The following is a 20,718-nucleotide window of genomic DNA, read 5'->3' as shown; positions in this document are numbered from 1 at the left end:
ACCATCTGGCGCAACCCCTTCGGCGGCCGGCCTAGTGCTCCGTCTCGACTCTTCCGTCACCGCGCCGGTAGTCGTCGTCGAGACGCACATTGTCCGAACCGTCGTCGGGCGTGCACACCTCCACCAGGACGATGTCGGTCAGGGCTTCCACCCGGTGCACACTGCCCGGGTCGACGTGGGCCAGAGTGCCGGACGGCATGGGGAGTTTCAGGGTGGGGCTGTCGTGGTCGGCCCGGTAGTGCAGGACTGCCTCCCCTTCCAGGATGAAGTAGCTCTCCCGCTTCTCCCGGTGGTACTGAAGGCTGGTCCGGCTGCCGGCGGTTATGCGGATCACTTTGAAGCCGTACGGCGCGTCGTCCTCATGGAGCCACCGCTCGCGGCCCCAGGGCTTGATGACGACCTTCGTATCGGTGAAATCCAGAACTCTGAGGCCCGAAGTGACCGAGCGCAGGTTCCTGGTGTCGTGCGGTTCGTTGCCGTCGGGTTCGGCGATTCCCGAGGAGGGCCGAGCTGGCAGTGCACGTTCCACGATGCTCCATTTCCGAGGCAGGTGGGGACAGACCGGCACCTGGCCGACGCGGTGCGACAGGCGAGGCTGTTGGTCTAGACCAGGAGGTTAGCAATGGTGCTCATGGGCCGCAAGGGATTTCAATTCGCCCTGGACATAGGGAAGTTGTCCCGAGTCACAAGGTGCCTACGACCGGGCGGCCGCTCCCCGCAGAAAAAAATCCCGCCGCCCCGGCAGGGGCGGCGGGATCGGATCGCGTACGGGCGCTACGAGCGCGGCGCCACCTTCGCCAGGCCGTTGATGATGCGGTCCATCGCGTCCCCGCCGGCCGGGTCGGTGAGGTTGGCGAGCATCTTCAGGGTGAACTTCATCAGCAGCGGGTGCGTGAGGCCGCGCTGGGTCGCGACCTTCATGACCTTCGGGTTGCCGATCAGCTTCACGAAGGCGCGGCCCATCGTGTAGTAGCCGCCGTAGGTCTCCTTGAGCACCTTCGGGTAGTTGTTCAGCGCCAGCTCCCGCTGGGCGGGGGTCGCCCGGGCGTGTGCCTGGACGATGACGTCGGCCGCGATCTGGCCGGACTCCATGGCGTACGCGATGCCCTCGCCGTTGAACGGGTTGACCATGCCGCCCGCGTCACCGACGAGCAGCAGGCCCTTGGTGTAGTGCGGCTGGCGGTTGAAGGCCATCGGCAGGGCGGCGCCCCGGATGGGCATCGTCATGTTGTCCGGGGTGTAGCCCCAGTCCTCCGGCATGGACGCGCACCACGCCTTCAGGACCTCGCGCCAGTCCAGCTCCTTGAAGGCGGACGAGGAGTTGAGGATGCCGAGGCCGACGTTGGAGGTGCCGTCGCCCATGCCGAAGATCCAGCCGTAGCCGGGCAGCAGCTTCTCCTGGGGGCCGCGCCGGTCCCACAGCTCCAGCCAGGACTCCAGGTAGTCGTCGTCGTGCCGGGGCGAGGTGAAGTACGTACGCACGGCGACGCCCATCGGGCGGTCGTCGCGGCGGTGCAGGCCCATCGCGAGGGAGAGCCGGGTGGAGTTGCCGTCGGCCGCGACGACGAGCGGGGCGTGGAAGGTGACCGGGGTCTTCTCCTCGCCGAGCTTCGCGTGCACCCCGGTGATCCGGCCGGTGCGCTCGTCGGTGATCGGGGCGCCGACATTGCACCGCTCGTACAGCCGGGCGCCGGCCTTCTGCGCGTTCCGGGCCAGCTGCTCGTCGAAGTCGTCGCGCTTGCGGACGAGTCCGTAGTCCGGGTAGGAGGCCAGATCCGGCCAGTCCAGCTGGAGCCGGACGCCGCCGCCGATGATGCGCAGGCCCTTGTTGCGCAGCCAGCCCGCCTCTTCGGAGATGTCGATGCCCATGGCCACGAGCTGCTTGGTGGCGCGCGGGGTGAGGCCGTCGCCGCAGACCTTCTCGCGCGGGAACGCGGTCTTCTCCAGGAGGAGGACGTCGAGTCCGGCCTTGGCCAGGTAGTACGCGGTCGTGGAGCCGGCGGGGCCCGCTCCGACGACGATGACGTCCGCGCTGTGTTCGGACAGGGGTTCGGTCACGGTCGGTTCTCCCGAAGACTCGAATTCGCGTGCCGCGCGGCACAGGTCCAAGGCAGTCTATGGGGGCCTGCCGATCAACCCTCCGAAGGGCTGCCTCATGTCAATCGCGCCTGCCGCTCCGCCCGTCGTACAGCTGCGTGTCCCGACCGACGAGGACGCCGTCGCCTGGCACCGGGCCTTCGACGACCCCGAGGTGATGCGGTTCCTCGGCGGCCGGGCCGAGGAGCTGTCGATGTACGAGGAGTGGACCGCCCGGCAGCGCAGACACGACGCCGAACTCGGGTACTGCCTGTGGACCGTGCTCGACGGCGAGGGCCGGGTCGTCGGTTTCACGGGCGCGCAGCCGTGGGGGCCGACCGCCTACGGTCCGGTGGGCGAGACCGAGATCGGCTGGCGGCTGGCCCGCCCGGCCTGGGGGCGCGGTTACGCGACGGCCGCCGCGCGCCTCACGCTGGAGCGGCTGCGCGCGGCGGGGGTGGAGCGGGTGGTGGCCGCGGTCGACATACTCAACGACCGGTCGGCCGCGGTGGCCCGGCGCCTGGGCATGGAGCCGGCCGAGACCTTCACGACGTCGCTGCCGGGCCAGGAGGTCCGGGTCTTCCGGCTGGAGCTGTGACGATCACTCGACGTCGTTGAGCATCCACGTGGACAGGGCGGTGTCGAAGACCTCCCGGGCGGCGACCCAGTCCACGTCCCGCTCGGTGACGTAGATGGCGTACTCGGTGCCGTCCTCGGCGATGTAGCTCTGGTCGACCGCGTGGACTGTCTGTCCGCTCTTGTCCTCGTAGGTGTACTCCCAGCGGGCACCCGGGCGGCCCTGGAAGGTGTTGGCCGACAGCTGGATCTGCTGGTAGTTCCGCTGGTTGGCGGTGGTGGTCTTCTCCAGCGCCTTGAAGTTCTCGTACGAGGTGTAGGGGGCGTCCGCGATGACGCCGACCTTGAGCAGGGCGGTGTCGCCCGGGGCCGCGGCGTAGGTGACCTGGTGGTCCTTCTCGCCCTGGCGCTCCCAGTTGTCCGGCAGCGCGAACGCGAAGCCGGCGGTGTCGGCGATGACGCTGTAGCCGTCCGGGACGACGGGCTCGGCCGGGTCGGTGGTGGCGGACGCCTCGGCCGAGGGGGACTCGCCGGTCCGGTCCTGGGCGGCCGTCGCCCGGTCGCTCCCCTTGCCCCGGGCGTTCGCCGAGGTGCCCGGGGCGTCGTCGTGGCGGTCCAGCAGCGCGAGGGTGCCCGCGGTGGCCCCGCCGCCGAGCACGAGCGCGGCGACGAGCGTGGCCCCCCAGACGAGGACGGGCCGCCGGCGGCGGGGGGCGGGGGGTGCGGCGGGCTCGACGACCGTGGCCTGGGCGGGCGGGGTGTGCGGGCCCTGGCCGGGGGCCGGGGTGTGGCCGGGCGCGGGGGTGTACGGGCCGGGGGCCGGGGTCTGGCCGGGGGCCGGGGTGTACGGACCCGGGATGTGCGGGCCCTGGTGCGGCGGGCCCTGGTGCGGCGGGCCGTACGGGCTCGGCGGGGCCGGGTACGCCGGGGAGCCGCCGCCGGAGCCGCCGCCCGGGCCGCCGCCCCCCGTCATCCGCGCGAGGTACGGCGCGACGAGCACCGCGCCGCCCACCCACAGCAGCCCGAACAGCAGCGCGTCGGCGACGCTGGGCGAGATGTCCAGGGTGCCCGAGCCGCCGATGTCCGCGACGTTGCCGGAGAACTCGGCGGACAGGCCGCTCATCGCGGTCAGCGCGAGGAAGCCGAGCAGGAACAGGCCGCCGGCGGTGACCTGTTCGCGCCGGTCGGCGGAGCGGCGGCCGGCGAGCAGCCCGACGATGAGCGCGCAGACGAGGCCGGCGGCGAGCGCGCCGACGAGGGCCCAGTCGTTGGCGGCGTCGCTCAGCTCCCCGAGCCCGAACGCGCCGTGCTCCGTACCGGAACCGAGCAGGTCCGCCTGGCCCCGCATGTCGTACTCGACGGAGCCGCCCCAGCACACCGAGAGCACCATCAGCGCGATGTTGGGCAGCAGCGGCAGGGCGGTCAGCAGGGCCGTGCCGTGGACGTCGTCCTGGGTGGCGTACGTGAGGTAGCCGATCAGGCCGCAGAGCAGCAGGACCGCGCCGAGCGCGCGGACGGCGGTCCCGGTGGCGCGTACGAAGCTCCGCGCGCCCGGCCGCTGGGCCAGCCAGGCGGCCGCGACGTCGCGTTGCAGGACGGCGCAGGTGGTGACGAGCGCGAGGGCGAGGGCGCCGAGGGCCGCGAGGACGGGCGAGGAGTGGAGCGACAAGCCCTCGATCTCCGGCTGGGCGTACAGCCCGAGGACCAGGACCGCGGCGGTGGCCAGGGCGCTGATCCGGACCGCCGCGTCGAGCCCGCCGCCCTGCCGGCGGACGCCCCGGGCGCCGAGGACGAGGGCGGCGATCCACAGCACGGTGACGGTGAGCGGGATCAGCGAAAGCGTCATCTGCCGCTGCCCGCCCGGATCGAAGTCGCCGTACGTGTCCCCGTACGGCGAGGCGCCCCCGTATCCGCCGCCGCCCGTCACGACGGCCCGCACCTCGAAGCCGCCGCCGAACGCCTGGAGCAGCATCGCGAGCGCGATCCGGAGCCGGTCGCTCCACCCGACGACGACGTCGTCCCCCTGCCCGTAGTCGGGGATGGCGAGCGCCACGGCGAGCCCGACGATCAGCCCGGACGGCCAGACGGCCGCCTTCAGCGAGCCCGCCCAGTCGCCGCGCACCACCCGCCCGAAGAAGAGCGCGGCCGGCGAGGGCCCGGCCGGCACCGGCGCGTATCCGGGCGGCGGCGCGGCGGGCCGCGTCATATAGGCGGGCACGGCGGGCGGTTCGACGGCGGGTGTCCCGGCCGGCGGAGGCGGAGCGGCGGGCTGCGGAGGCGTGGCCGGCACGGCGGGCCGTTCCCGCCCGCACTTCATGCAGAAGCGCGCCTCATCGGGCGCCTGGGTTCCACAGAAGGGGCAGTACGAGGGCATGGGTGCTCCGCAGCGGGCCGGGGACGGGCGAGACGGTGACACACGGAAACGGGGACGACGCGTGCCGTGTCAACGGACACATCTTCCCCGTCCACCGGTTCCCGTCAACTCGGAATCCCAGCGACCGCTTTCGCACCCGCACATGTGCGGCCCCAGGGACCGCGGGAATCAGTCGCGCACGCCCCGGTGCAGGGCCACCACTCCGCCCGTGAGGTTGCGCCAGGCGACCTGGGACCAGCCGGCCTGCTGGAGCTTCTTCGCCAGGCCGGGCTGGTCGGGCCAGGCGCGGATGGATTCGGCGAGGTAGACGTACGCGTCGGGGTTGGAGGAGACCGCGCGGGCGACCGGGGGCAGGGCGCGCATCAGGTACTCGATGTAGACCGTGCGGAACGGGGTCCAGACGGGCTGGGAGAACTCGCAGATGACGACCCGGCCGCCCGGCTTGGTGACCCGGTACAGCTCGCGCAGGGCCGTGTCCGTGTCCTGGACGTTGCGCAGGCCGAAGGAGATGGTCACCGCGTCGAAGGTCTCGTCGCGGAAGGGGAGTTTCGTGGCGTCGCCGGCGGTGAAGGGCAGCCAGGCGTGGCGCTTCTTGCCCTCGCGGAGCATGCCGATGGAGAAGTCGCACGGCACGACGTACGCGCCGGTCGCGGCGAACGGCAGCGAGGACGTCGCCGTGCCGGCCGCCAGGTCCAGGACCTTCTGCGCGGGCCGGGCGTCGACCGCCCTGGCGACCTCCTTGCGCCACAGCCGGTCCTGGCCGAGCGAGAGCACGTCGTTGGTCAGGTCGTAGTTCGCCGCCACGCCGTCGAACATCGAGGCGACTTCGTGCGGCTGCTTGTCCAGGGATGCTCGGGTCACGCACCCCATTCAAGCAGCCCGGTCCGGACGGCGGCGGGACCGGGCCCGCCCCGAGGATTCCCGGAATTCGTTCTCAACCTTTTCCGCGGGAGGCCGCTCTGAAGTGGTGACACACGACGTGCGAGGGGGAGGAGTGCGATGCCGGCGGACCCAGGAGCCGGGCCCGGCCACATGGTCACCGACCCCAGTGACGCGAGCTTCGAGGCGTACGCGCGCGCGGGCCAACGGCGCCTCTACCGGACGGCCTATCTGCTGTGCGGCGACCCCGAGGGCGCGCGCCATCGTCGTGCTGCGTTACTGGGACGACCTGAGCATCAGCGCGGCGGCCTCCCTCCTGCGGTGCAGCGAGTCCACCGTCAAGAGCCAGTGCTCACGCTCCCTGGCCAGGCTGCGGACCCGGCTCGGCGACGCCCGTCTCTACGCCACCGGGAGCTGATCGCGATCATGGATGCGGATCTGCCGGCCGGCCGGCAGCGCGAGGAAGACATGCGCGAGGAGAGCGTGCTCAGGGACGCGATGAGCCAGGCGGCGGACGCGCTGCCGCCGCTCCCCGATCTGGTGCCGGCCGCGCTGAGCCTGGGCCGGCGCCGGCGGGCCAGGGCCCGGGCCCGGGGGGCGGTGGCCGGAAGCGTCTTCGGGGTGGTGACGGCGGTGGCCCTGGGCCTGTCCGTACTGCGTCCGTGGTCCGGGCGGGAGGCGGACGCGCCCCCCGCGCGGCCGCCCGTGTCCGCGTCCCCCACCCCGTCCGCCCCGGAGCGCGCTCCCGTGCATGTGGAGCCCGGGCCTGGCCGGAGCTTCCCGAACGCCCGGCTGCCGAAGGCCGAACGCGCACGGCAGGACACCTTCCAGCAGACGGCCGCCGTGACACTGGACGACGTACTCCCCGCCTCGGTCGGTACGATCCGTCCGCAGGACAACGACGTCCGCTACTTCCGGGGGGAATCGGCGGGACGCGCCGTCACGGTCGTCTTCAGTGTGCGGTCGCGGCCCGAGGCCGTCCCCGAATCCTGTGTGAACGAGCCGCGCAAGCACGCGACGTGCGAGGTGGTCGCGCTGAAGGACGGCTCGCCCGCCCACGTACGGAAGCTGCCCTCGCACGCGTACGGCGCCACGGAGGTGTCGGTCGGGTTCCGGTTCGGCGGCAGTGACGTGTCGCTGACCGTGTCGCCCGGCAGCTCGTCCGCCGCCTCCGCCCCCGTCACACCCGCCCAGCTGGTCAGGGCGGTGAACGATCAGCGGCTCCGGAAACTGATGATGTACGCAGACGAACATCCCGTACTGAAAGACGGTGGGTCCTCCGAATGAACGCGGGGCAGCACAAACAAGGCATATCGCACCGCGATCGCGGAAGCCGGCCCTCGCACGGCCCCCATTCGGACCGGGGTCCCGGGCGCGGGCAGACCCGTCGGCAGTCCCGGGCGCGCCGAAGACGCAGACAGGGGCGCCGGGCGCTCCTCGCCTCCCTGGCGGTCGCCGCCGCGGTCACCGTGACGTACCTCCTCGTCACGCCCCCCTGGGAGAGCGCGAGCCCGGCGGCGGCCGCCGACCGCGGGCAGGCGAGCCCCACCCCGGCCACCGGCGCACCCCGCACCCCGTCCGGGCCCCCCTCCCCCTCCCCCTCCGGCGTGACGGCCTCCGCCTCCGCCAAGTCCTCGCCGACCCCGCGGAAGACCAAGTCGGCGCCGCCCGTGATCCCCCCGTCGGGCCCCGGCACGTTCACCGTCGCCCGCGCCGGCGTGTCGTCCGGCGGCGGGAACGCGTACCGGGTCGAAGTGGAGGACGGTTCCCACGTCGACCCCGACGAGGCGGCCGCCCGGGTGGCCGCCATCCTGGCCGCGCCGCGCGGCTGGGCGCACAACGGGGAGCACACCTTCCGCCAGGTCGCCGAGGGGCCGGCGGGGCTGGTCGTAAAGATCGCCACCGCGGCGACCACCGACCGGATCTGCGGCCAGCACAACCTCAACACGCACGGCGAGGTGAACTGCCGGGTGGGCGAGGTGGTGATGGTCAACCTCAAGCGCTGGCAGACCGGCTCGCCCGAATTCGACGGCCCGCTGAACGACTACCGCGCGCTGATCATCAACCACGAGGTCGGCCACTGGCTCGGCCACGGCCACGAGACCTGCCCCGGCAAGGGCCGCCCCGCCCCCGCGATGATGCAGCAGATCTACGGGCTCAAGGGCTGCGTCGCCAACGCCTGGCCGTACGACGATAACGGGACATACCTGGGCGGACCCTCGGTGCCGTAACGATTCCTCCGGTGCCCTCCCCACGACCCCACAGGGAAGTGGACTGAACCAATCGCCCCGATCACCGGTCCTACAGCGGGGGACGGAACGTCGATCGCTGGGGAGGATGACGGATGCCCGGATGGAAAGGGCGCCGGGGGGAGAGCGGCCGGAACAGGCTGCTCGCATGGGCTGTCGTCCCCGTCGTACTCGCGGCCGCCACCGTCGCCGGCCTCCGCTGGAACGACGCGCGCGGGCCCGCACCCGCCGCCTTCACCATGGCCCGCGCCGCCGCGACCGACAGCGGTACGGGGAACGCCTACCGGGTGGAGGTGGAGGACGGCTCCGGGCTCGACGCGGACAAGGCGGCCTCCGTGGTCGCCCGCATCCTGGCCTCGCCCCGGGGCTGGTCGCACCACGGCGAGCACCGCTTCCGCCAGGTCGCGAAGGGCCCGGCAGGGCTGGTCATCCGGATCGCGACCCCGGAGACCACCGACCGCATCTGCGGCGCGAGCGGCCTCGACACCCACGGCGAGGTCAACTGCCGCGTCGGTACGGTCGTGATGGTCAACCTGAAACGCTGGCAGACCGGTTCACCCGAATTCGACGGCCCGCTGGGCGAGTACCGCGCCCTGATCATCAACCACGAGGTCGGCCACTGGCTCGGCCACGGCCACGAGACCTGCCCCGGCAAGGGCCGCCCCGCCCCCGCGATGATGCAGCAGATCGACGGCCTGAAGGGCTGCGTCGCGAATGCCTGGCCGTACGACTCCGAGGGGGCGTACTTGGGCGGGCCGTCGGTGCCGTGAGGGATTCGGCAGCCCCGCCCCGGAGCGCCGGGGCGGGCCGCCCGGCGCCGCCGCTCCGTCATCCGCCGCTCTGAGTAAGGGGGAGGTGTTTCCCCTCACCGCCGGCGGTACACCAGCCGCCCGCCCAGCACCGTCGCCACGCACGTCCGCGCGCCCGCCGTGCGGAGCGCCGTCGCATCCGGTACGTCGAAGACCGCGAGGTCGGCGCGGCCGCCTCCGGTGAGGGGGCCGTGCTCCGCGCCGGGCACGTCCCGGCCCCGCACGAAGGGGTCGAGGGCGGGCTCGCCGCGGTCTCCGGAGGGCGGGACCACGGTCAGTCCGGAGCGGGTGACGACGGTGCCGACCGCCGGATCGGTGAACGGGCCCGCAAGGTGCGTCGTCCCGTACCGCAGCATCTGCTGCAGCCCGCGCCGCACGCTGCCCGCGCGCCAGGTCTCCGCGGGGCCGAGCGCGTCGAGCGCGGCGCCGGTCAGGGGCTCGGTGCCCAGCGCGTCCGCCTCGCGGGGGTCGGGGAAGTACCACTCCTCCAGGAGCCGGACCGCGTCCCGCTGCACCAGCCCCGGGGTGAGGACGCCCGGCCAGCGCCGGACCCGGGCGCCCGGGTGGGCTGCGGCCAGTTCCTCGTACGGGCCGAAGGCGGCGACCACCGCGTCCCGCACGGCCACCGCGCCGCCGGGCACGGGTGCGCGGCCGCCGCCCGGCAGGAGCAGGGCGGCGGCGTGAATCGTCAGCAAGGCGCGGTCAGTTGGCGCTGAGGAGCTTGAGCTCCGGGTGTGCCGTACCGCCCTCGATCGCGACGGACGAGATGTGCGAGACGACGCGCTCGTCGACCGGGTCGTTCGCCGGGTCGTCGTGCACGACCAGGTGCTCGTACGTGGTGGCGCGCTGGGCCGGGACCCGGTCCGCCTTGCGGATCAGGTCGATGATCTCCAGCCGGTTGGAGCGGTGCTTGGCGCCGGCCGAGGAGACGACGTTCTCCTCCAGCATGATCGAGCCGAGGTCGTCCGCGCCGTAGTGCAGCGACAGCTGGCCGACCTCCTTGCCGGTGGTGAGCCAGGAGCCCTGGATGTGGGCGACGTTGTCCAGGAAGAGCCGGGCGATGGCGATCATCCGCAGGTACTCGAAGAGCGTGGCCTGCGTCTGGCCCTTCAGCTTGTTGTTCTCCGGCTGGTACGTGTACGGGATGAACGCCCGGAAGCCACCGGTGCGGTCCTGCACGTCACGGATCATGCGCAGGTGCTCGATGCGCTCGGCGTTCGTCTCGCCGGTGCCCATCAGCATGGTCGAGGTGGACTCGACGCCCAGGCCGTGCGCGATCTCCATGATCTCCAGCCAGCGCTCGCCGGACTCCTTCAGCGGCGCGATGGCGGTGCGCGGCCGGGCCGGCAGCAGCTCGGCGCCGGCGCCCGCGAAGGAGTCGAGACCGGCCGCGTGGATACGGCTGATCGCCTCCTCGGCGGAGACCTTCGAGATCCGGGCCATGTGCTCGATCTCGGAGGCGCCGAGCGAGTGGATCACCAGCTGCGGGAACGCCTTCTTGATGGCCGAGAAGTGCTCCTCGTAGTACTCCACGCCGTAGTCCGGGTGGTGCCCGCCCTGGAACATGATCTGCGTGCCGCCCAGCTCGACGGTCTCCGCGCAGCGGCGCAGGATGTCGTCCAGGTCCCGGGACCAGCCCTTGGCGGTGTCCTTCGGCGCGGCGTAGAACGCGCAGAACTTGCAGGCCGTGACGCACACGTTGGTGTAGTTGATGTTGCGCTCGATGATGTACGTCGCGATGTGCTCCGTACCGGCGTAACGGCGTCGGCGCACGGCGTCGGCCGCCGCGCCCAGGGCGTGCAGCGGCGCCGACCGGTAGAGGTCGAGCGCCTCCTCCGGGGTGATCCGGCCGCCTTCGGCGGCTCGGTCGAGGATGGGCTGAAGGTCGGCCTTCTCGGTCACCGGGCTGTCACCTTTCGGCGGTTTTTCAACGGATCTACGGTCCGGTTCAGCGTACGCCAGCACTCCCGCGCGTCTCTCGCCGCACCCTCGCCGCGGGGTGGCGCCCCCAGGGGTCAGCCGACCGCCTCGTCGAGGCTGCGCCAGGTCGGCAGCAACTCGTCGAGCAGCGCTTCCGTACGTGCCGGAAGCCCCCGGCCGCCGGCACCCGGCCGGTCCGCGCGCGTGACAAGGAACGCGGCCAGCTCCGCCAGGCGCGCCATGTCGCCCGTGGCATGGGTCGCACGCAGCAGCTCGTTCCACAGCCGCTCGTCGCCCTGCGACGGGGAGAGTGCGACGGTGAGCGCGGCAACGGCCGGTTCGGGCTGCCCCTGTCCGAGGTGGTGCTCCGACAGGGCGAGGGCCACGTCCGCGACGAGCAGGGGAAGCTGGGCGTCGATGATCTCGTGGGCGAGCCAGCCGTACCGGCCCTCGGGCCGGCCCGCCAGCAGCGGGCCGCGGACGAGGCCGAGGGCATCGGTGAGCAGCCGCTCGCGCACGGCCGCGTTCCCGGCTCCCCGGCCCCGGGTCGCTTCGTGGTGCAGGGAACGCAGTACGTCCAGGTCGGAGACCACGGAGACGGCCAGCGTGAGACGGCCCGCGTCGTCCAGCCGCAGCCGGGGCGTGCCGTCCGGGTCGTCTCCGAGCCACTCCCGCATCCGCTCGACGAGCGCGTCCCTGACATCCGCCGTCACCCCGCGTGGCCACAGCGAGGCGGCCAGCACCTGCGGGTGCACACCCTCACGGTGCAGCAGGAGCAGCGCCAGTGCCTCGTGCAGGAGCACGCTGCGCTCGCTGTCCGGGGGATCGAGTCCGATCAGCTCGTACGCACCGACGAGCCGGGCGTAGACCGCGGGCCGGCCGCGCTCGGTGATGTCGACGAGGAAGGGGGCGGACGACGGGCCGGGGCCCGGATCGTGACCGGGCTCGGCCTGCGCGAAGAGCTGGATCACCGCGTCGTGCTGGACGCGTGGCAGCATCTGCGCCTTGAGGTCGAGACCCAGCAGCGGGGCGAGCAGCCGGCCGTCGGGGGTGACGTCGAGCTGCCACACGGCTCCGGGCACCTGGGCCGAGCCCGTACTGACGAGATAGCCGATGCCCAGCCGCCCCGCGTCGGAGGCGAGTTCGGTGAGCCGTGCGGCCTGCGCCTCGGTCGGCTCGGCGGTGAGCAGGACGAGATGGGGCGCCCAGCGGTGGTTCTGTACGTGACCGGTGCGACCGGTGAGGACGGAGTCGTGGCCGGCCGCACCCAGAGCGCCCCGGCGCTGCCGGGTCTCGGCTTCCATGACCTCCAACAGGCCGTCCAGCCCTTCCAGATGACGCAGCCGGGTGGGGGCCAGGGCGCGGAGTTCCTCCCCGAAGCCCACCAGCGTGACGGTCATCCGGTCCGACCAGCCGCTGGTGGCCAGTTCCGCGGCGATCGAGGCCAGTACGGCGGCACGGTCCTGCGGGGCTCCGGTCAGCGAGACGAGCCCGGGTACGGACTCCAGGTTCAGCAGCAGCCGGGACCCTTCACGCGTGCCCAGGCTGACCAGACCGGGGTAGGGGGAGACGGTGTCGCCGTTCTCGTACGTGCCGGTGGCGGACCGCTCCACGTACCAGACGCCGGGGTCCTTGCCCTCCTGCCACGGGGCGGGCGGGCGGGCTTCGGGGCGGCCGAGCTGAAGGTGCAGTTCGCCTTCGGACAGCCAGGCCGCGTGCACGACCGGCAACGGGCGGGACTCCGCGGCGAGCGAAGCGGACAGGCCACGCAGGGCCCGGTTCAGGAAACGCACGGCCTCGGGGTCGGCCCCGACCAGCAGTGCGTCCTGGGCGTCGGCGGCGGCGCCGGTGGGCACCGACGGTTCCCTGCCGCCCCGGCCCACGACGGCGCCCATCGCCGACTGCCACAGCGCGGTACGCCGCCGGTGGCCCAGGGCCGCGAGCAGTCCGACGGCGAGCAGCGGAGAGGCGATGAGAGCCTCGGAGAGGCCGAAGGAGGAAGCCGAGGAGTGGGCCGGGGTCGCGGCCTCCTCGCCTGCCGGGCCGTTGTCCGGGGCGGCCGGCCGCTGCGCGGGCAGCGCGATCTGCGCGGTGTCGGCGTCGCCGCCCTGCTCGGCACCGTCTCGCGCCTTGCCCCGCGTGTCGTCGTATTCCTGGATCTGCTCCCGGACTTCCCTGGACACCTGAGGCGCGTCGTCCGGCATCTCGACGACATCACCGCCGTGGGCGTCCGCCGGCATCTCCATGATCCAGCCCGGGCGGATGAGGCTCGCCTGCGAAAGCCTCGATCCGTCCGGCTGTACCCGGTCCTTGTTGAGCTGGTAGATCTCGTTGTACCGGCGCCCGTCCCCCAGATGCCGTTCGGCGACCTCCCAGAGCGAGTCGTGGTGCCTGCCCTCCGGAGGCTGGATCCGGTAGAACTTGGTCCCCTGTTCCTTGCCGGTCTCCGCCGTTCGTTTCGCGCTCTCGGCCTGTGCGGCCGCCTGCTCCCGCACCGCATCCCGTATCTGCCGGCCGGGAGTCTGCTGGGCGGACGAGGCCACCGCCGGGCGGCTCGGCTCCTCCGGGCCGGAGCCCAGCTGGGAGAGGCCGGGGGCAAAGCTCGCCGCTCCCGCCATCACCAGCAGCAGCGCCGCCACCAGTCGCCGCGCGAGCGCCTGGCTCATCCCGGAAGCCGGAATCCGGGCCGGCATGCCGACCCCGGAGACAGCCGCCTTCACCTCGACCAGGACGCAGGCGGTGAACTGCGCCCAGGCCAGCCAGACCACCACCGTCAGCACGCTGATGAACGTGTCGACGGTGATCTGCTGCTGAAGCATCTCCAGCGAAGGCATCTCGTCCGCCAGCGGCCAGCCCACGAAGTACGCCAGTGCCCCGGGCACGCCGACGACGAGGGCGGCCAGCGCCAGGAGCGCGAGGAACGCCTTGACGAAGTCGGTGAAGCTCCGGGACGGTCCCGGGCCACTGCTCGTACGGGAGGTGGAACGTGCCATAACAGGGTTCCTCTGGAAAAGGACGGTCGGACAGGGCGGCGAGCGGTCGCTCTCCGGCCACGTAACTACCCGGCGACGGACTCGGCGACCGATCTGCCGTGCACGGTCAGCTGCCCGCCGAACAGCATTCCGCTCAGCACGGGCTGGTAGGTGAGCCGGATCTCGGCCTCGACCCGTTGGGCGTCCGCCGTCACACAGCCCGAAGCGGCGACGTCCGGCTCGGACATCCCCTGCTCCCGGGCGAAAGCGCGTACCCGGGCGTCGCAGTTGCCGAAGTTGATGGGGGCCGCGCCACCGGATTCGTCGTACAGGGCGGCCCTGTCGATGTCCTGAGCCGCGTACCGGGCGGCCTGTTCGGCGATGTCCGCGGCCCGTTCGCGCTGGGAGATCGCCAGCCCGCCGTCGATGACGAAGGCGGCCAGCACCATGAAGACCAACGCGAAGATGATGACGGCGCCGGCGCCCGAGCCCCTGTCGTCCAGACGCCCGCGCCATGCCGCCCGCCATGCGAGCGGTGTCTCCCGCCGCGCCTTCATGCGGCCCTCCTGAAGGGATCGAGCGGTGAGGCGGACCGGCCGGTGAGGGTGGTCGGGATGTTGAGACCGAGCATCCCCAGACCACGGACCTCGCAGCTGACCTCGACGGTGAAGAATCCCCCGGGCTCGAAGCCCTCGCTGGTCTTGGCCACCGTCACCGGTCCCGCGCAGATGTCGGCCAGATCGGCCTCGGCCGCCTTCCGCGCCTCGGTCATCGCGAGACCGCGGTCCTTCTGGATCGAACCGGCGCGGGCCGCGTCCCGTGCGGCACCGTCGACCGCTCCCCTGCCTTCGACGAGCTGTCCGAAACCGACGAGGACCAGGATGAAGAGGATCATGACGGGTGCGAGGACGACCATCTCGATCGTGGACAGGCCGCCGTCACCGGCGACGTCCGCGGCCGTAGCCCGGTCGCCGGCGGCCCGGCCACGCGTCCGCGCGCGCACCCGGTCCAGCGCACTGGTCACGCGGTTCATCCCCCTCACTGCTCCCCATCCGGTACGAATCGCTCCACCGGCCCCTGGGACTGTGCGTGAATCGTCAGGTCGAGCCCCGGAAAGACGCTCGGCACCCTCGCGGTGATCTCCACACCCACGGTGGCCGCGTCGGGCTGGTAGGCCCGGACATCGGGCGACAGGACCAGCTGCGGCCCCAGCTGCTGTATGTATCTTCCGGCCACCGCCCGTCCCTTGGCCTGCCACCCGCCCGGATCCTCGTCCGCCTGGGCCCGTGCCTCGCGGGCGCCCGCCTGGGCGGCGGCCTGCGCCACATGATCCGCGAAGGAGTACAGCGCGAACTGCACGGTTGCGAAGATCATGAAGAACAGGAGCGGGGTCAGGAAGACGAACTCGATCGCGGTCGCGCCGGAGTCACCGCGCCCGGACGCCGCGTCCACGCGTCGGCGCACGGCGGCACGCAGCCGCCGCGTGGCGCGGCTCGCGGCATCGGAACGGAGTGGCTCGACCGTGGGCATCCTTCGGGTCAGCAGGTCGAGTCGGCGTCGCTGCCCGCGATGCACTTGCCGACCTTGGTGGCGCCGTCCTTGAGCGCGAGGTTGAGGATCGCGGCGACCACACCGACGATCGCCACGACCACGGCCGAGATGATCACCCACTCGACGGCGGACGCGCCACGGTCGAGCTCGCTTGAGCGGGCCCGCTCCACCCTGGCCCGCAGGAAGGTCAGCAGGAAATCGATGGCCGGATGACTGATACGGGGACCGTCCATGGACTCGGATCCTTTCGGAGAAGGGGCATTCGGGTTACGGAGGTCAGCTGACCTGGAAGACGCGCACGGCGGCCGGGAAGATGAGGAAGACAAGGAATCCGGCGCAGAGCAGCAGCTGGGCGACGAGCATCGACTGTGACTTCTCACCCGCGCTGCCTTCGATCTGGGCCATCTCCCGGTGCCGCATCGTCTCGGCCCTGGAGGCGAGGGACTCACGTACCTTCGCTCCGTCGTCGGCGACGAGCGCCAGCGACGCCGAGAGGTCCTTCAGCTCGTCGATGCCCAGCTGTTCGCCCAGCCGCCCAAGGGCCTGCCATTGGCTGGTCCCGGTGATGCGGGCGTCCGCCAGGGTGTTACGGATCCGCCGCAGCGCCGCACCGTCGCTCACCTCGGCCGCCGCCATCAGCGCTTCGGGAAGGCCGCGGCCACCGGCCAGGTTCATGGCGACCAGGTCGAGATAGGCGCCGATGGCCCGCCGCAGGTCGCGGCGCTTCTCGGCGGCGTCCCGCCGTACTTCGAGGTCCGGCAGGAAGAAGAACCCGGCAGCGAAGGCCAGCGCCAGCCAGAGCGGGACGATCGGGCCGCTGCCGAATCCGAGCGTCCAGATGACCACGAAGACGAGCGGGCCGAAGAAGAGGCCGGCGGCACCCAGCAGGATCTTGGTCGCCAGGAAGTGCTCCCACCCGCGTTCGAGGACCGAGAGATCAGCCCGTAGCGAGCGCTGTTCCCAGCCCTGCTGCACATAGAAGTCGGCGACGCGGGCGCCGGCCCGGACACGCAGCGAGTCCAGCCGCCCGGTGGGCGCGTCCCCGTCCCCGTTCGGGCTCGTCTCGTAGGCCGTGCCACGCGCACGCATGGCGTCGATACGGGCCACCGTCGCGACCGCGCCCCGCCTGGACGGCAGCAGCGCCCGTACGAGTGTGTAGACCCCGAGACCGAGTACGGCCCCGACCACCACGGGCAGGGTGAGGTTCATCGCGGGAAGACCTCCTCGTTACCGGGCGCCGAGGACCGGACCCGCTGGGGCGACGACGCTGACGGCTGGGGGCGCACAAAGCGCACCGCGATGTCGTCCCGCACCAGGAAACGCTCAGGGGTCTCGATGGTGGAGAGCTTGCGCAGCCACCAGAACCCCAGGGCGAACAGACCGCACACACACAGGAGGACGAGCTGGCCCAGCGGTGTGCCGTACGGGGAGACGAAGTCCCGGTTGAAGATCGCGAGTCCGAGCACGAAGACGACGCTGACGCCGACGACGATTTGCACACTCCGCCGGGTGCTGGACCGCTGGGCCATCACGCGCTGCCGCATGTCGACTTCCTCGCGGGCCGACTTGGCCAGGGCACCGAGAACCTGTCGCAGGCCCGGTCCCCGGAGTCGTGCGTTGAGGATGAGGGCCGCGACGATGATGTCCGCAGATGCGTCATCGATCTCGTCGGCGAGTATCTGAAGTGCGTCGGGCAGCGGCGTACGCGCCCTCAGCCGGTCCACGAGCATGTCCAGGTGGGAACGCAGAGCGGGTGCGGCGGCCCGCGCCGAGGCCGGGATGGCCTGTTCGAGTCCGACGGCACCGGCGATGGTGTCGCGCAGCGACTCGGTCCATGCCGCGAGGGCCTCGACCCGGCGCATCGCGGCCCGCTCCGCCGCGGCACCGCCGAAGAGACGGTCCCAGAAGAAGACCAGCACACCGGCTGCGATGCCTGCCACGATCCAGCGGGTCAGCAGCAGGATGACGAGCCCGGCACCGATCGAGACCGAGCCGCGGCGCCCGGTGAACCGGGCCAGTTCCGCGAGGCGTTCATTCGATCTGGCCTTCTCGTGCGGTGCCTTCGCGGGTGTGCCCCGGACGGCGAGGACCAGAAGGGCGAGGCCGCCTCCGGCGAACACCCCGCATACCACCGCGTACAGCACGGGCAGCGAGAAAACGCCGCTCAACGAGGAGATGCCGTTCATGTCTCTCCGCTCACCCCCAGGATCCGCTGGGGCGGTAGCCGTGCGCGGCCAGTTCCTCGGCACAGGCGATGGGTGCGTGCGGTACGAGCCGGCCGTCGGGGGTCTCGGCGAACACCTCGCTGGACAGCACCCGGCCGTCGACGCCGTTCACCTCACGTACGGAGGTGACCAGACGGCGCAGGGTGCCGCCCTTCCGGAAGTCGTTGCGGCGCTCGATGAAGACCACGAAGTTGATGGCTCCGGCCACCAGCATCTGGCTCGCCTCGATGGGCAGCCGTTCGGCGGCCTGTAGGGCGTAGGTGGAGATACGGGTGAAGACCTCGCTGGAGCTGTTCGAGTGGATGGTGGACAGCGAGCCGTCGTTGCCCTGCGACATCGCGTTGAGCATGGTGACGATCTCGTCGCCGAGCACCTCGCCTACGATCACCCGGGACGGGTTCATACGCAAGGAGCGGCGCACCAGTTCGGACATCATGATGGCGCCCTGGCCCTCGGAGTTGGGCAGCCGCTCCTCGAACGCCACTACGTTGGGGTGCAGGTCGGGAAACTGGTCGAGGCCCAGCTCCAGGGCCCGCTCGACGGTGACGAGCCGCTCCTGCGGCGGAATCTCGTTGGCGAGCGCGCGCAGCAGGGTGGTCTTCCCCGCGTTCGTCGCGCCCGCGATCATGATGTTCTTACGGGCCCGGACCGCGCAGGCCAGGAAGTGCCCCAGGTCCGGGGTGACCGTGCCGTTCCCCACCATGTCGGACATGAAGACCTTGCCCATGCGGGCCCGCCGGATGGACAGCGCGGGCCTTCGGGTCACGTCCATCACCGCGGAAAGCCGGGAGCCGTCGGGCAGCCGCAGGTCGAGCTGGGGGTTGGCGGAGTCGAAGGGCCGTGACGACAGGCCCGAGTACGCGCCGAGGATCTGGACCAGCTCGACAAGCTCCTCGTCGGTCTCGGCCACCGGGTCCCCACGCACTTCCCTGCCGTCCGCGTACCCGACGAAGACCTGGTCGCAGCCGTTGATGTCGATGTTCTCGACCTGGGGGTCGTCGAGCAGCGGCTGTAGCCGCCCCACCCCGAAGAGCGCGGCGTGCACGGCCGCGGCGGACTGCTCCTCCGTCTCGGCGTCGAACGGCGTCCGGCCGGCGTTGATCTCGGCCCGCGCGTACTCCTCCAGGATCTGAGCGATGACGGCGCGCGCATACTGGCGTTCGTCCTCGCTGGACATCTGGCGGACGCCGGACGCCTGGTCGATCCGGCGCTGTTCGGCGATCCGGTCTCCGGCTTCCTGCCGGAAGCGTTTGACCAGCTGGTGGTCGACGGCGGTCATCGGCGCGCACCGGGGATCGGGCCCTGCGCCGCTCCGGGCATCTGGCCGGGCATGTACCCCGGTGCCGCTCCCTGGACGGGGAACGTCCAGGCGGCGCCGTACTGCTGGTAGATGTCACGAGCGATCTGCCGGGCCGACCGGATCAGCAGCGACCTGTCGAGCCGGCCGCGCTTGCGCCCGGCCAGCTGCTCGGCGCCGGACGGGTCGTGGGCCAGCGTGCCCATCACACGGGCGCCGGACTGCGCGCCGATCAGCATGCTGTCGACCTGGCCCGCCACCTTCGCCGAGTCACTGGGATCGGCGACCAGCAGGACGCCGATGAGCGGCGTCGCCGGCTGGGCGCCGCCGCGCGACGCACCGTGCAGCCGAGTGGAGAGCGCGAGCACCCGGTCCCGCACGCGGGCGATGCTCTCGGGCTGGGTACGCGCGACGAGCAGCACCAGACTGGCGTGCGCGAACAGATCGAGGGCGGGGGTGTCCCCGCTGATCCGGCCGCAGTCGGCCATGACGTCGGCGGGGGCCTGCGGGGACTCCGCCAGCGCGGCGAAGGAACGGCCGAGCAGGGACCACTGGCCGGCCAGCCCCGCCGCCTGTTCGGAGGAACCGATGCCGACAAGAACGTCGAGGCCGCCCGACAGCGTCTGGGAATGGTCCCAGAGCTGGTCGGGCGCGAGACCGCGACGCGCGGTCGCGGCGATCGAAAGCATGCCGGCGTTGGGGTTCAGCGGACCGCCGTGGGCGGCCTGGCCGCGGTAGACGAGATCGCCACCGGCGGGATCCGCCTCGGCCAGCAGCACGCGGCGCGGCCAGACGGCGGAGAGTGCGACGGCTGCGGTGGTGACACCCGGCGACCCCTTGTCCGCCGCGAGCGCGATGAGCGCCATTTCTTCTGCTTCCTGTGCGCTCGTGAATCAGCTGGTGGGCGAGGGGACCAGCACCAGCGCGACCTGACCGGTCGCGGCGGCCTGGGTGAGTCCCTCGACGTCGGAACTGCTGACCAGGAGGGTGACGGGCAGACTGCCACTGCCGACCAACGAGTTGTCGCCCCTGACGACGTCACTGACCTTGGCGCTCCGGACGATCAACGCGTTGGCGCCGGCGGCATCCTTGTCGCTGTCGGCGCCGACGCGGTACGCGGATACCTCGTCGCCCGTCTTGATGCCGGCCGGGTACTGCCCCTCCTTGAGGGCGAGCCCCACGAATGCCTTCCCGTCCGGCAGCCCCATGTCGTCCGAGAACATCTCACCGATGGGGATGGTGCCTGCGACCAGAGTGCTCTTGGCCCGGAGCTTCTTCAGCTCGTTCTTCTGACTCCACGGCACGTAGTGGATACCCGGGTCGTCCGCCACCATGACGGACGTCATGGAGTCGTCGGTCACGGCCTTCCCCGCCGGCACGTCCGCGGAAAGACGCACGACCTTGATCCGGTCACCGGCCCGCAGCACGAGCACGGTCGCACCGAGTGCGCCGACGAGAATCAGCAGTACGGCGAGCGCGGCAAGCGCGGGCTTGCGTTCACGCACCGGCGCCGGAAGCCGCTCACCTGCATGCTGGGCCGGTCCGGAACTCCGCTGGTTCCCCGCCCCCGTACGGTCCCGCACCTTCACGCAGCCGCTCCCCGTTTACCACCACAGACAATTCGGCCATTCACCAACGCGTCAGGACTGACAGGTGAGTTGGCCGGACACTGAAGACACCCAAAGGCCCTTGCAGCTTAACATTCGCACATATGTAGCATCAAGATGTTACGGCGGCAACCGTGATGCACCACAAGACAGTTCACCTCCCCTGCCGCCGACGCGCGGCCC

At 71.8% G+C, this 20,718-nt stretch carries 20 protein-coding genes and 2 pseudogenes; 5 read left to right on the top strand and 17 right to left on the bottom strand.

The annotated features are described in order from the left end of the window. Positions 1–31: 31 nt before the first annotated feature. On the bottom strand, positions 32–529 hold the full coding sequence (locus OG338_RS17575; protein WP_405938234.1) for a cupin domain-containing protein: 498 nt from the start codon (positions 527–529) through the stop codon (positions 32–34). A 245-nt stretch (positions 530–774) separates the two neighbouring features. Next, positions 775–2,058, bottom strand: a complete 1,284-nt coding sequence (locus OG338_RS17570; RefSeq protein WP_405938233.1) for a geranylgeranyl reductase family protein — start codon at positions 2,056–2,058, stop codon at positions 775–777. Between the two features lie 97 nt (positions 2,059–2,155). Between OG338_RS17570 and OG338_RS17565 the strand changes: the two genes are divergently transcribed. Then, a complete protein-coding gene (locus OG338_RS17565) occupies positions 2,156–2,674 on the top strand; it encodes a GNAT family N-acetyltransferase (RefSeq protein ID WP_405938232.1) in 519 nt (172 codons plus the stop codon). Positions 2,675–2,677: 3 nt separating this feature from the next. Here the strand turns inward: OG338_RS17565 and OG338_RS17560 are convergent, their stop codons facing one another. The 3 genes and pseudogenes from OG338_RS17560 to OG338_RS17550 form a co-directional block, all read right to left on the bottom strand. Further along, complete coding sequence (locus tag OG338_RS17560; protein ID WP_405940565.1) at positions 2,678–4,942, bottom strand: hypothetical protein; 2,265 nt, start codon at positions 4,940–4,942, stop codon at positions 2,678–2,680. Between the two features lie 15 nt (positions 4,943–4,957). Beyond that, positions 4,958–5,026, bottom strand: a pseudogene (locus OG338_RS17555) (zinc-ribbon domain-containing protein); the annotation flags it as partial. A 168-nt stretch (positions 5,027–5,194) separates the two neighbouring features. Then, a complete protein-coding gene (locus OG338_RS17550; protein ID WP_405938231.1) occupies positions 5,195–5,887 on the bottom strand; it encodes a demethylmenaquinone methyltransferase in 693 nt (230 codons plus the stop codon). 265 nt (positions 5,888–6,152) lie between these two features. Here OG338_RS17550 and OG338_RS17545 point away from each other — a divergent pair. The 4 genes and pseudogenes from OG338_RS17545 to OG338_RS17530 form a co-directional block, all read left to right on the top strand. Beyond that, positions 6,153–6,323, top strand: a pseudogene (locus tag OG338_RS17545) (RNA polymerase sigma factor); the annotation flags it as partial. A gap of 8 nt (positions 6,324–6,331) precedes the next feature. Next, positions 6,332–7,192, top strand: coding sequence for a hypothetical protein (locus OG338_RS17540; RefSeq protein ID WP_405938230.1), 861 nt, complete (start codon positions 6,332–6,334; stop codon positions 7,190–7,192). A 182-nt stretch (positions 7,193–7,374) separates the two neighbouring features. Further along, positions 7,375–8,136, top strand: a complete 762-nt coding sequence (locus tag OG338_RS17535; protein WP_405938229.1) for a DUF3152 domain-containing protein — start codon at positions 7,375–7,377, stop codon at positions 8,134–8,136. 113 nt (positions 8,137–8,249) lie between these two features. Beyond that, positions 8,250–8,924 (top strand): DUF3152 domain-containing protein, encoded by a 675-nt coding sequence (locus tag OG338_RS17530; protein WP_405938228.1) that lies wholly within the window; start codon positions 8,250–8,252, stop codon positions 8,922–8,924. A gap of 95 nt (positions 8,925–9,019) precedes the next feature. On the opposite strand, the gene OG338_RS17525 is transcribed toward OG338_RS17530, so the two are convergent. The 12 genes from OG338_RS17525 to OG338_RS17470 all read right to left on the bottom strand — a co-directional run bounded on the left by OG338_RS17525 (position 9,020) and on the right by OG338_RS17470 (position 20,517). After that, on the bottom strand, positions 9,020–9,658 hold the full coding sequence (locus OG338_RS17525) for an imidazolonepropionase-like domain-containing protein (protein ID WP_405938227.1): 639 nt from the start codon (positions 9,656–9,658) through the stop codon (positions 9,020–9,022). Positions 9,659–9,665: 7 nt separating this feature from the next. Next, positions 9,666–10,865: a cyclic dehypoxanthinyl futalosine synthase gene (gene mqnC, locus OG338_RS17520; protein ID WP_018101360.1), complete on the bottom strand. Its 1,200-nt coding sequence runs from the start codon at positions 10,863–10,865 to the stop codon at positions 9,666–9,668. A 113-nt stretch (positions 10,866–10,978) separates the two neighbouring features. Next, positions 10,979–13,876, bottom strand: coding sequence for a BTAD domain-containing putative transcriptional regulator (locus OG338_RS17515; protein WP_405938226.1), 2,898 nt, complete (start codon positions 13,874–13,876; stop codon positions 10,979–10,981). A gap of 65 nt (positions 13,877–13,941) precedes the next feature. Then, positions 13,942–14,412: a TadE/TadG family type IV pilus assembly protein gene (locus OG338_RS17510; RefSeq protein ID WP_405938225.1), complete on the bottom strand. Its 471-nt coding sequence runs from the start codon at positions 14,410–14,412 to the stop codon at positions 13,942–13,944. After that, positions 14,409–14,888, bottom strand: coding sequence for a TadE/TadG family type IV pilus assembly protein (locus OG338_RS17505; RefSeq protein ID WP_405938224.1), 480 nt, complete (start codon positions 14,886–14,888; stop codon positions 14,409–14,411). The genes OG338_RS17510 and OG338_RS17505 overlap by 4 nt, the downstream gene beginning before the upstream one ends. Before the next feature lie 5 nt (positions 14,889–14,893). Next, positions 14,894–15,385 (bottom strand): TadE family protein, encoded by a 492-nt coding sequence (locus tag OG338_RS17500; RefSeq protein WP_405938223.1) that lies wholly within the window; start codon positions 15,383–15,385, stop codon positions 14,894–14,896. 8 nt (positions 15,386–15,393) lie between these two features. Further along, a complete protein-coding gene (locus OG338_RS17495; RefSeq protein WP_405938222.1) occupies positions 15,394–15,639 on the bottom strand; it encodes a hypothetical protein in 246 nt (81 codons plus the stop codon). A 43-nt stretch (positions 15,640–15,682) separates the two neighbouring features. Beyond that, positions 15,683–16,615, bottom strand: coding sequence for a type II secretion system F family protein (locus tag OG338_RS17490; RefSeq protein WP_405938221.1), 933 nt, complete (start codon positions 16,613–16,615; stop codon positions 15,683–15,685). Next, positions 16,612–17,592 carry a type II secretion system F family protein gene (locus OG338_RS17485; RefSeq protein WP_405938220.1) on the bottom strand — a complete coding sequence of 327 codons (981 nt, stop codon included), beginning with the start codon at positions 17,590–17,592 and terminating at the stop codon, positions 16,612–16,614. Before OG338_RS17485 ends, OG338_RS17490 begins: the two co-directional genes overlap by 4 nt. A 10-nt stretch (positions 17,593–17,602) precedes the next feature. Beyond that, positions 17,603–18,910, bottom strand: a complete 1,308-nt coding sequence (locus tag OG338_RS17480; protein ID WP_405938219.1) for a CpaF family protein — start codon at positions 18,908–18,910, stop codon at positions 17,603–17,605. Next, positions 18,907–19,794 (bottom strand): hypothetical protein, encoded by an 888-nt coding sequence (locus tag OG338_RS17475; RefSeq protein WP_405938218.1) that lies wholly within the window; start codon positions 19,792–19,794, stop codon positions 18,907–18,909. The genes OG338_RS17480 and OG338_RS17475 overlap by 4 nt, the downstream gene beginning before the upstream one ends. A 27-nt stretch (positions 19,795–19,821) precedes the next feature. Beyond that, on the bottom strand, positions 19,822–20,517 hold the full coding sequence (locus tag OG338_RS17470; RefSeq protein WP_405938217.1) for a hypothetical protein: 696 nt from the start codon (positions 20,515–20,517) through the stop codon (positions 19,822–19,824). Between the last annotated feature and the right edge of the window lie 201 nt (positions 20,518–20,718).

The sequence above is a fragment of the Streptomyces sp. NBC_00726 genome (assembly GCF_045161735.1).
Taxonomy (GTDB): Bacteria; Actinomycetota; Actinomycetes; order Streptomycetales; family Streptomycetaceae; genus Streptomyces.
Note: the sequence above shows the minus strand (reverse complement) of the source record. Positions and strands in the feature narration are given on the sequence as shown.

What these genes read in the sequence shown, in the direction of transcription:
- OG338_RS17565 (WP_405938232.1), top strand. Translation starts at nt 2,156, where the DNA reads ATGTCAATCGCGCCTGCCGCTCCGCCCGTCGTACAGCTGCGTGTCCCG.
- OG338_RS17540 (WP_405938230.1), top strand. Translation starts at nt 6,332, where the DNA reads ATGGATGCGGATCTGCCGGCCGGCCGGCAGCGCGAGGAAGACATGCGC.
- OG338_RS17530 (WP_405938228.1), top strand. Translation starts at nt 8,250, where the DNA reads ATGCCCGGATGGAAAGGGCGCCGGGGGGAGAGCGGCCGGAACAGGCTG.
- OG338_RS17515 (WP_405938226.1), bottom strand. Translation starts at nt 13,876, where the DNA reads ATGGCACGTTCCACCTCCCGTACGAGCAGTGGCCCGGGACCGTCCCGG.
- OG338_RS17510 (WP_405938225.1), bottom strand. Translation starts at nt 14,412, where the DNA reads ATGAAGGCGCGGCGGGAGACACCGCTCGCATGGCGGGCGGCATGGCGC.
- OG338_RS17505 (WP_405938224.1), bottom strand. Translation starts at nt 14,888, where the DNA reads ATGAACCGCGTGACCAGTGCGCTGGACCGGGTGCGCGCGCGGACGCGT.
- OG338_RS17500 (WP_405938223.1), bottom strand. Translation starts at nt 15,385, where the DNA reads ATGCCCACGGTCGAGCCACTCCGTTCCGATGCCGCGAGCCGCGCCACG.
- OG338_RS17495 (WP_405938222.1), bottom strand. Translation starts at nt 15,639, where the DNA reads ATGGACGGTCCCCGTATCAGTCATCCGGCCATCGATTTCCTGCTGACC.
- OG338_RS17490 (WP_405938221.1), bottom strand. Translation starts at nt 16,615, where the DNA reads ATGAACCTCACCCTGCCCGTGGTGGTCGGGGCCGTACTCGGTCTCGGG.
- OG338_RS17485 (WP_405938220.1), bottom strand. Translation starts at nt 17,592, where the DNA reads ATGAACGGCATCTCCTCGTTGAGCGGCGTTTTCTCGCTGCCCGTGCTG.
- OG338_RS17480 (WP_405938219.1), bottom strand. Translation starts at nt 18,910, where the DNA reads ATGACCGCCGTCGACCACCAGCTGGTCAAACGCTTCCGGCAGGAAGCC.
- OG338_RS17475 (WP_405938218.1), bottom strand. Translation starts at nt 19,794, where the DNA reads ATGGCGCTCATCGCGCTCGCGGCGGACAAGGGGTCGCCGGGTGTCACC.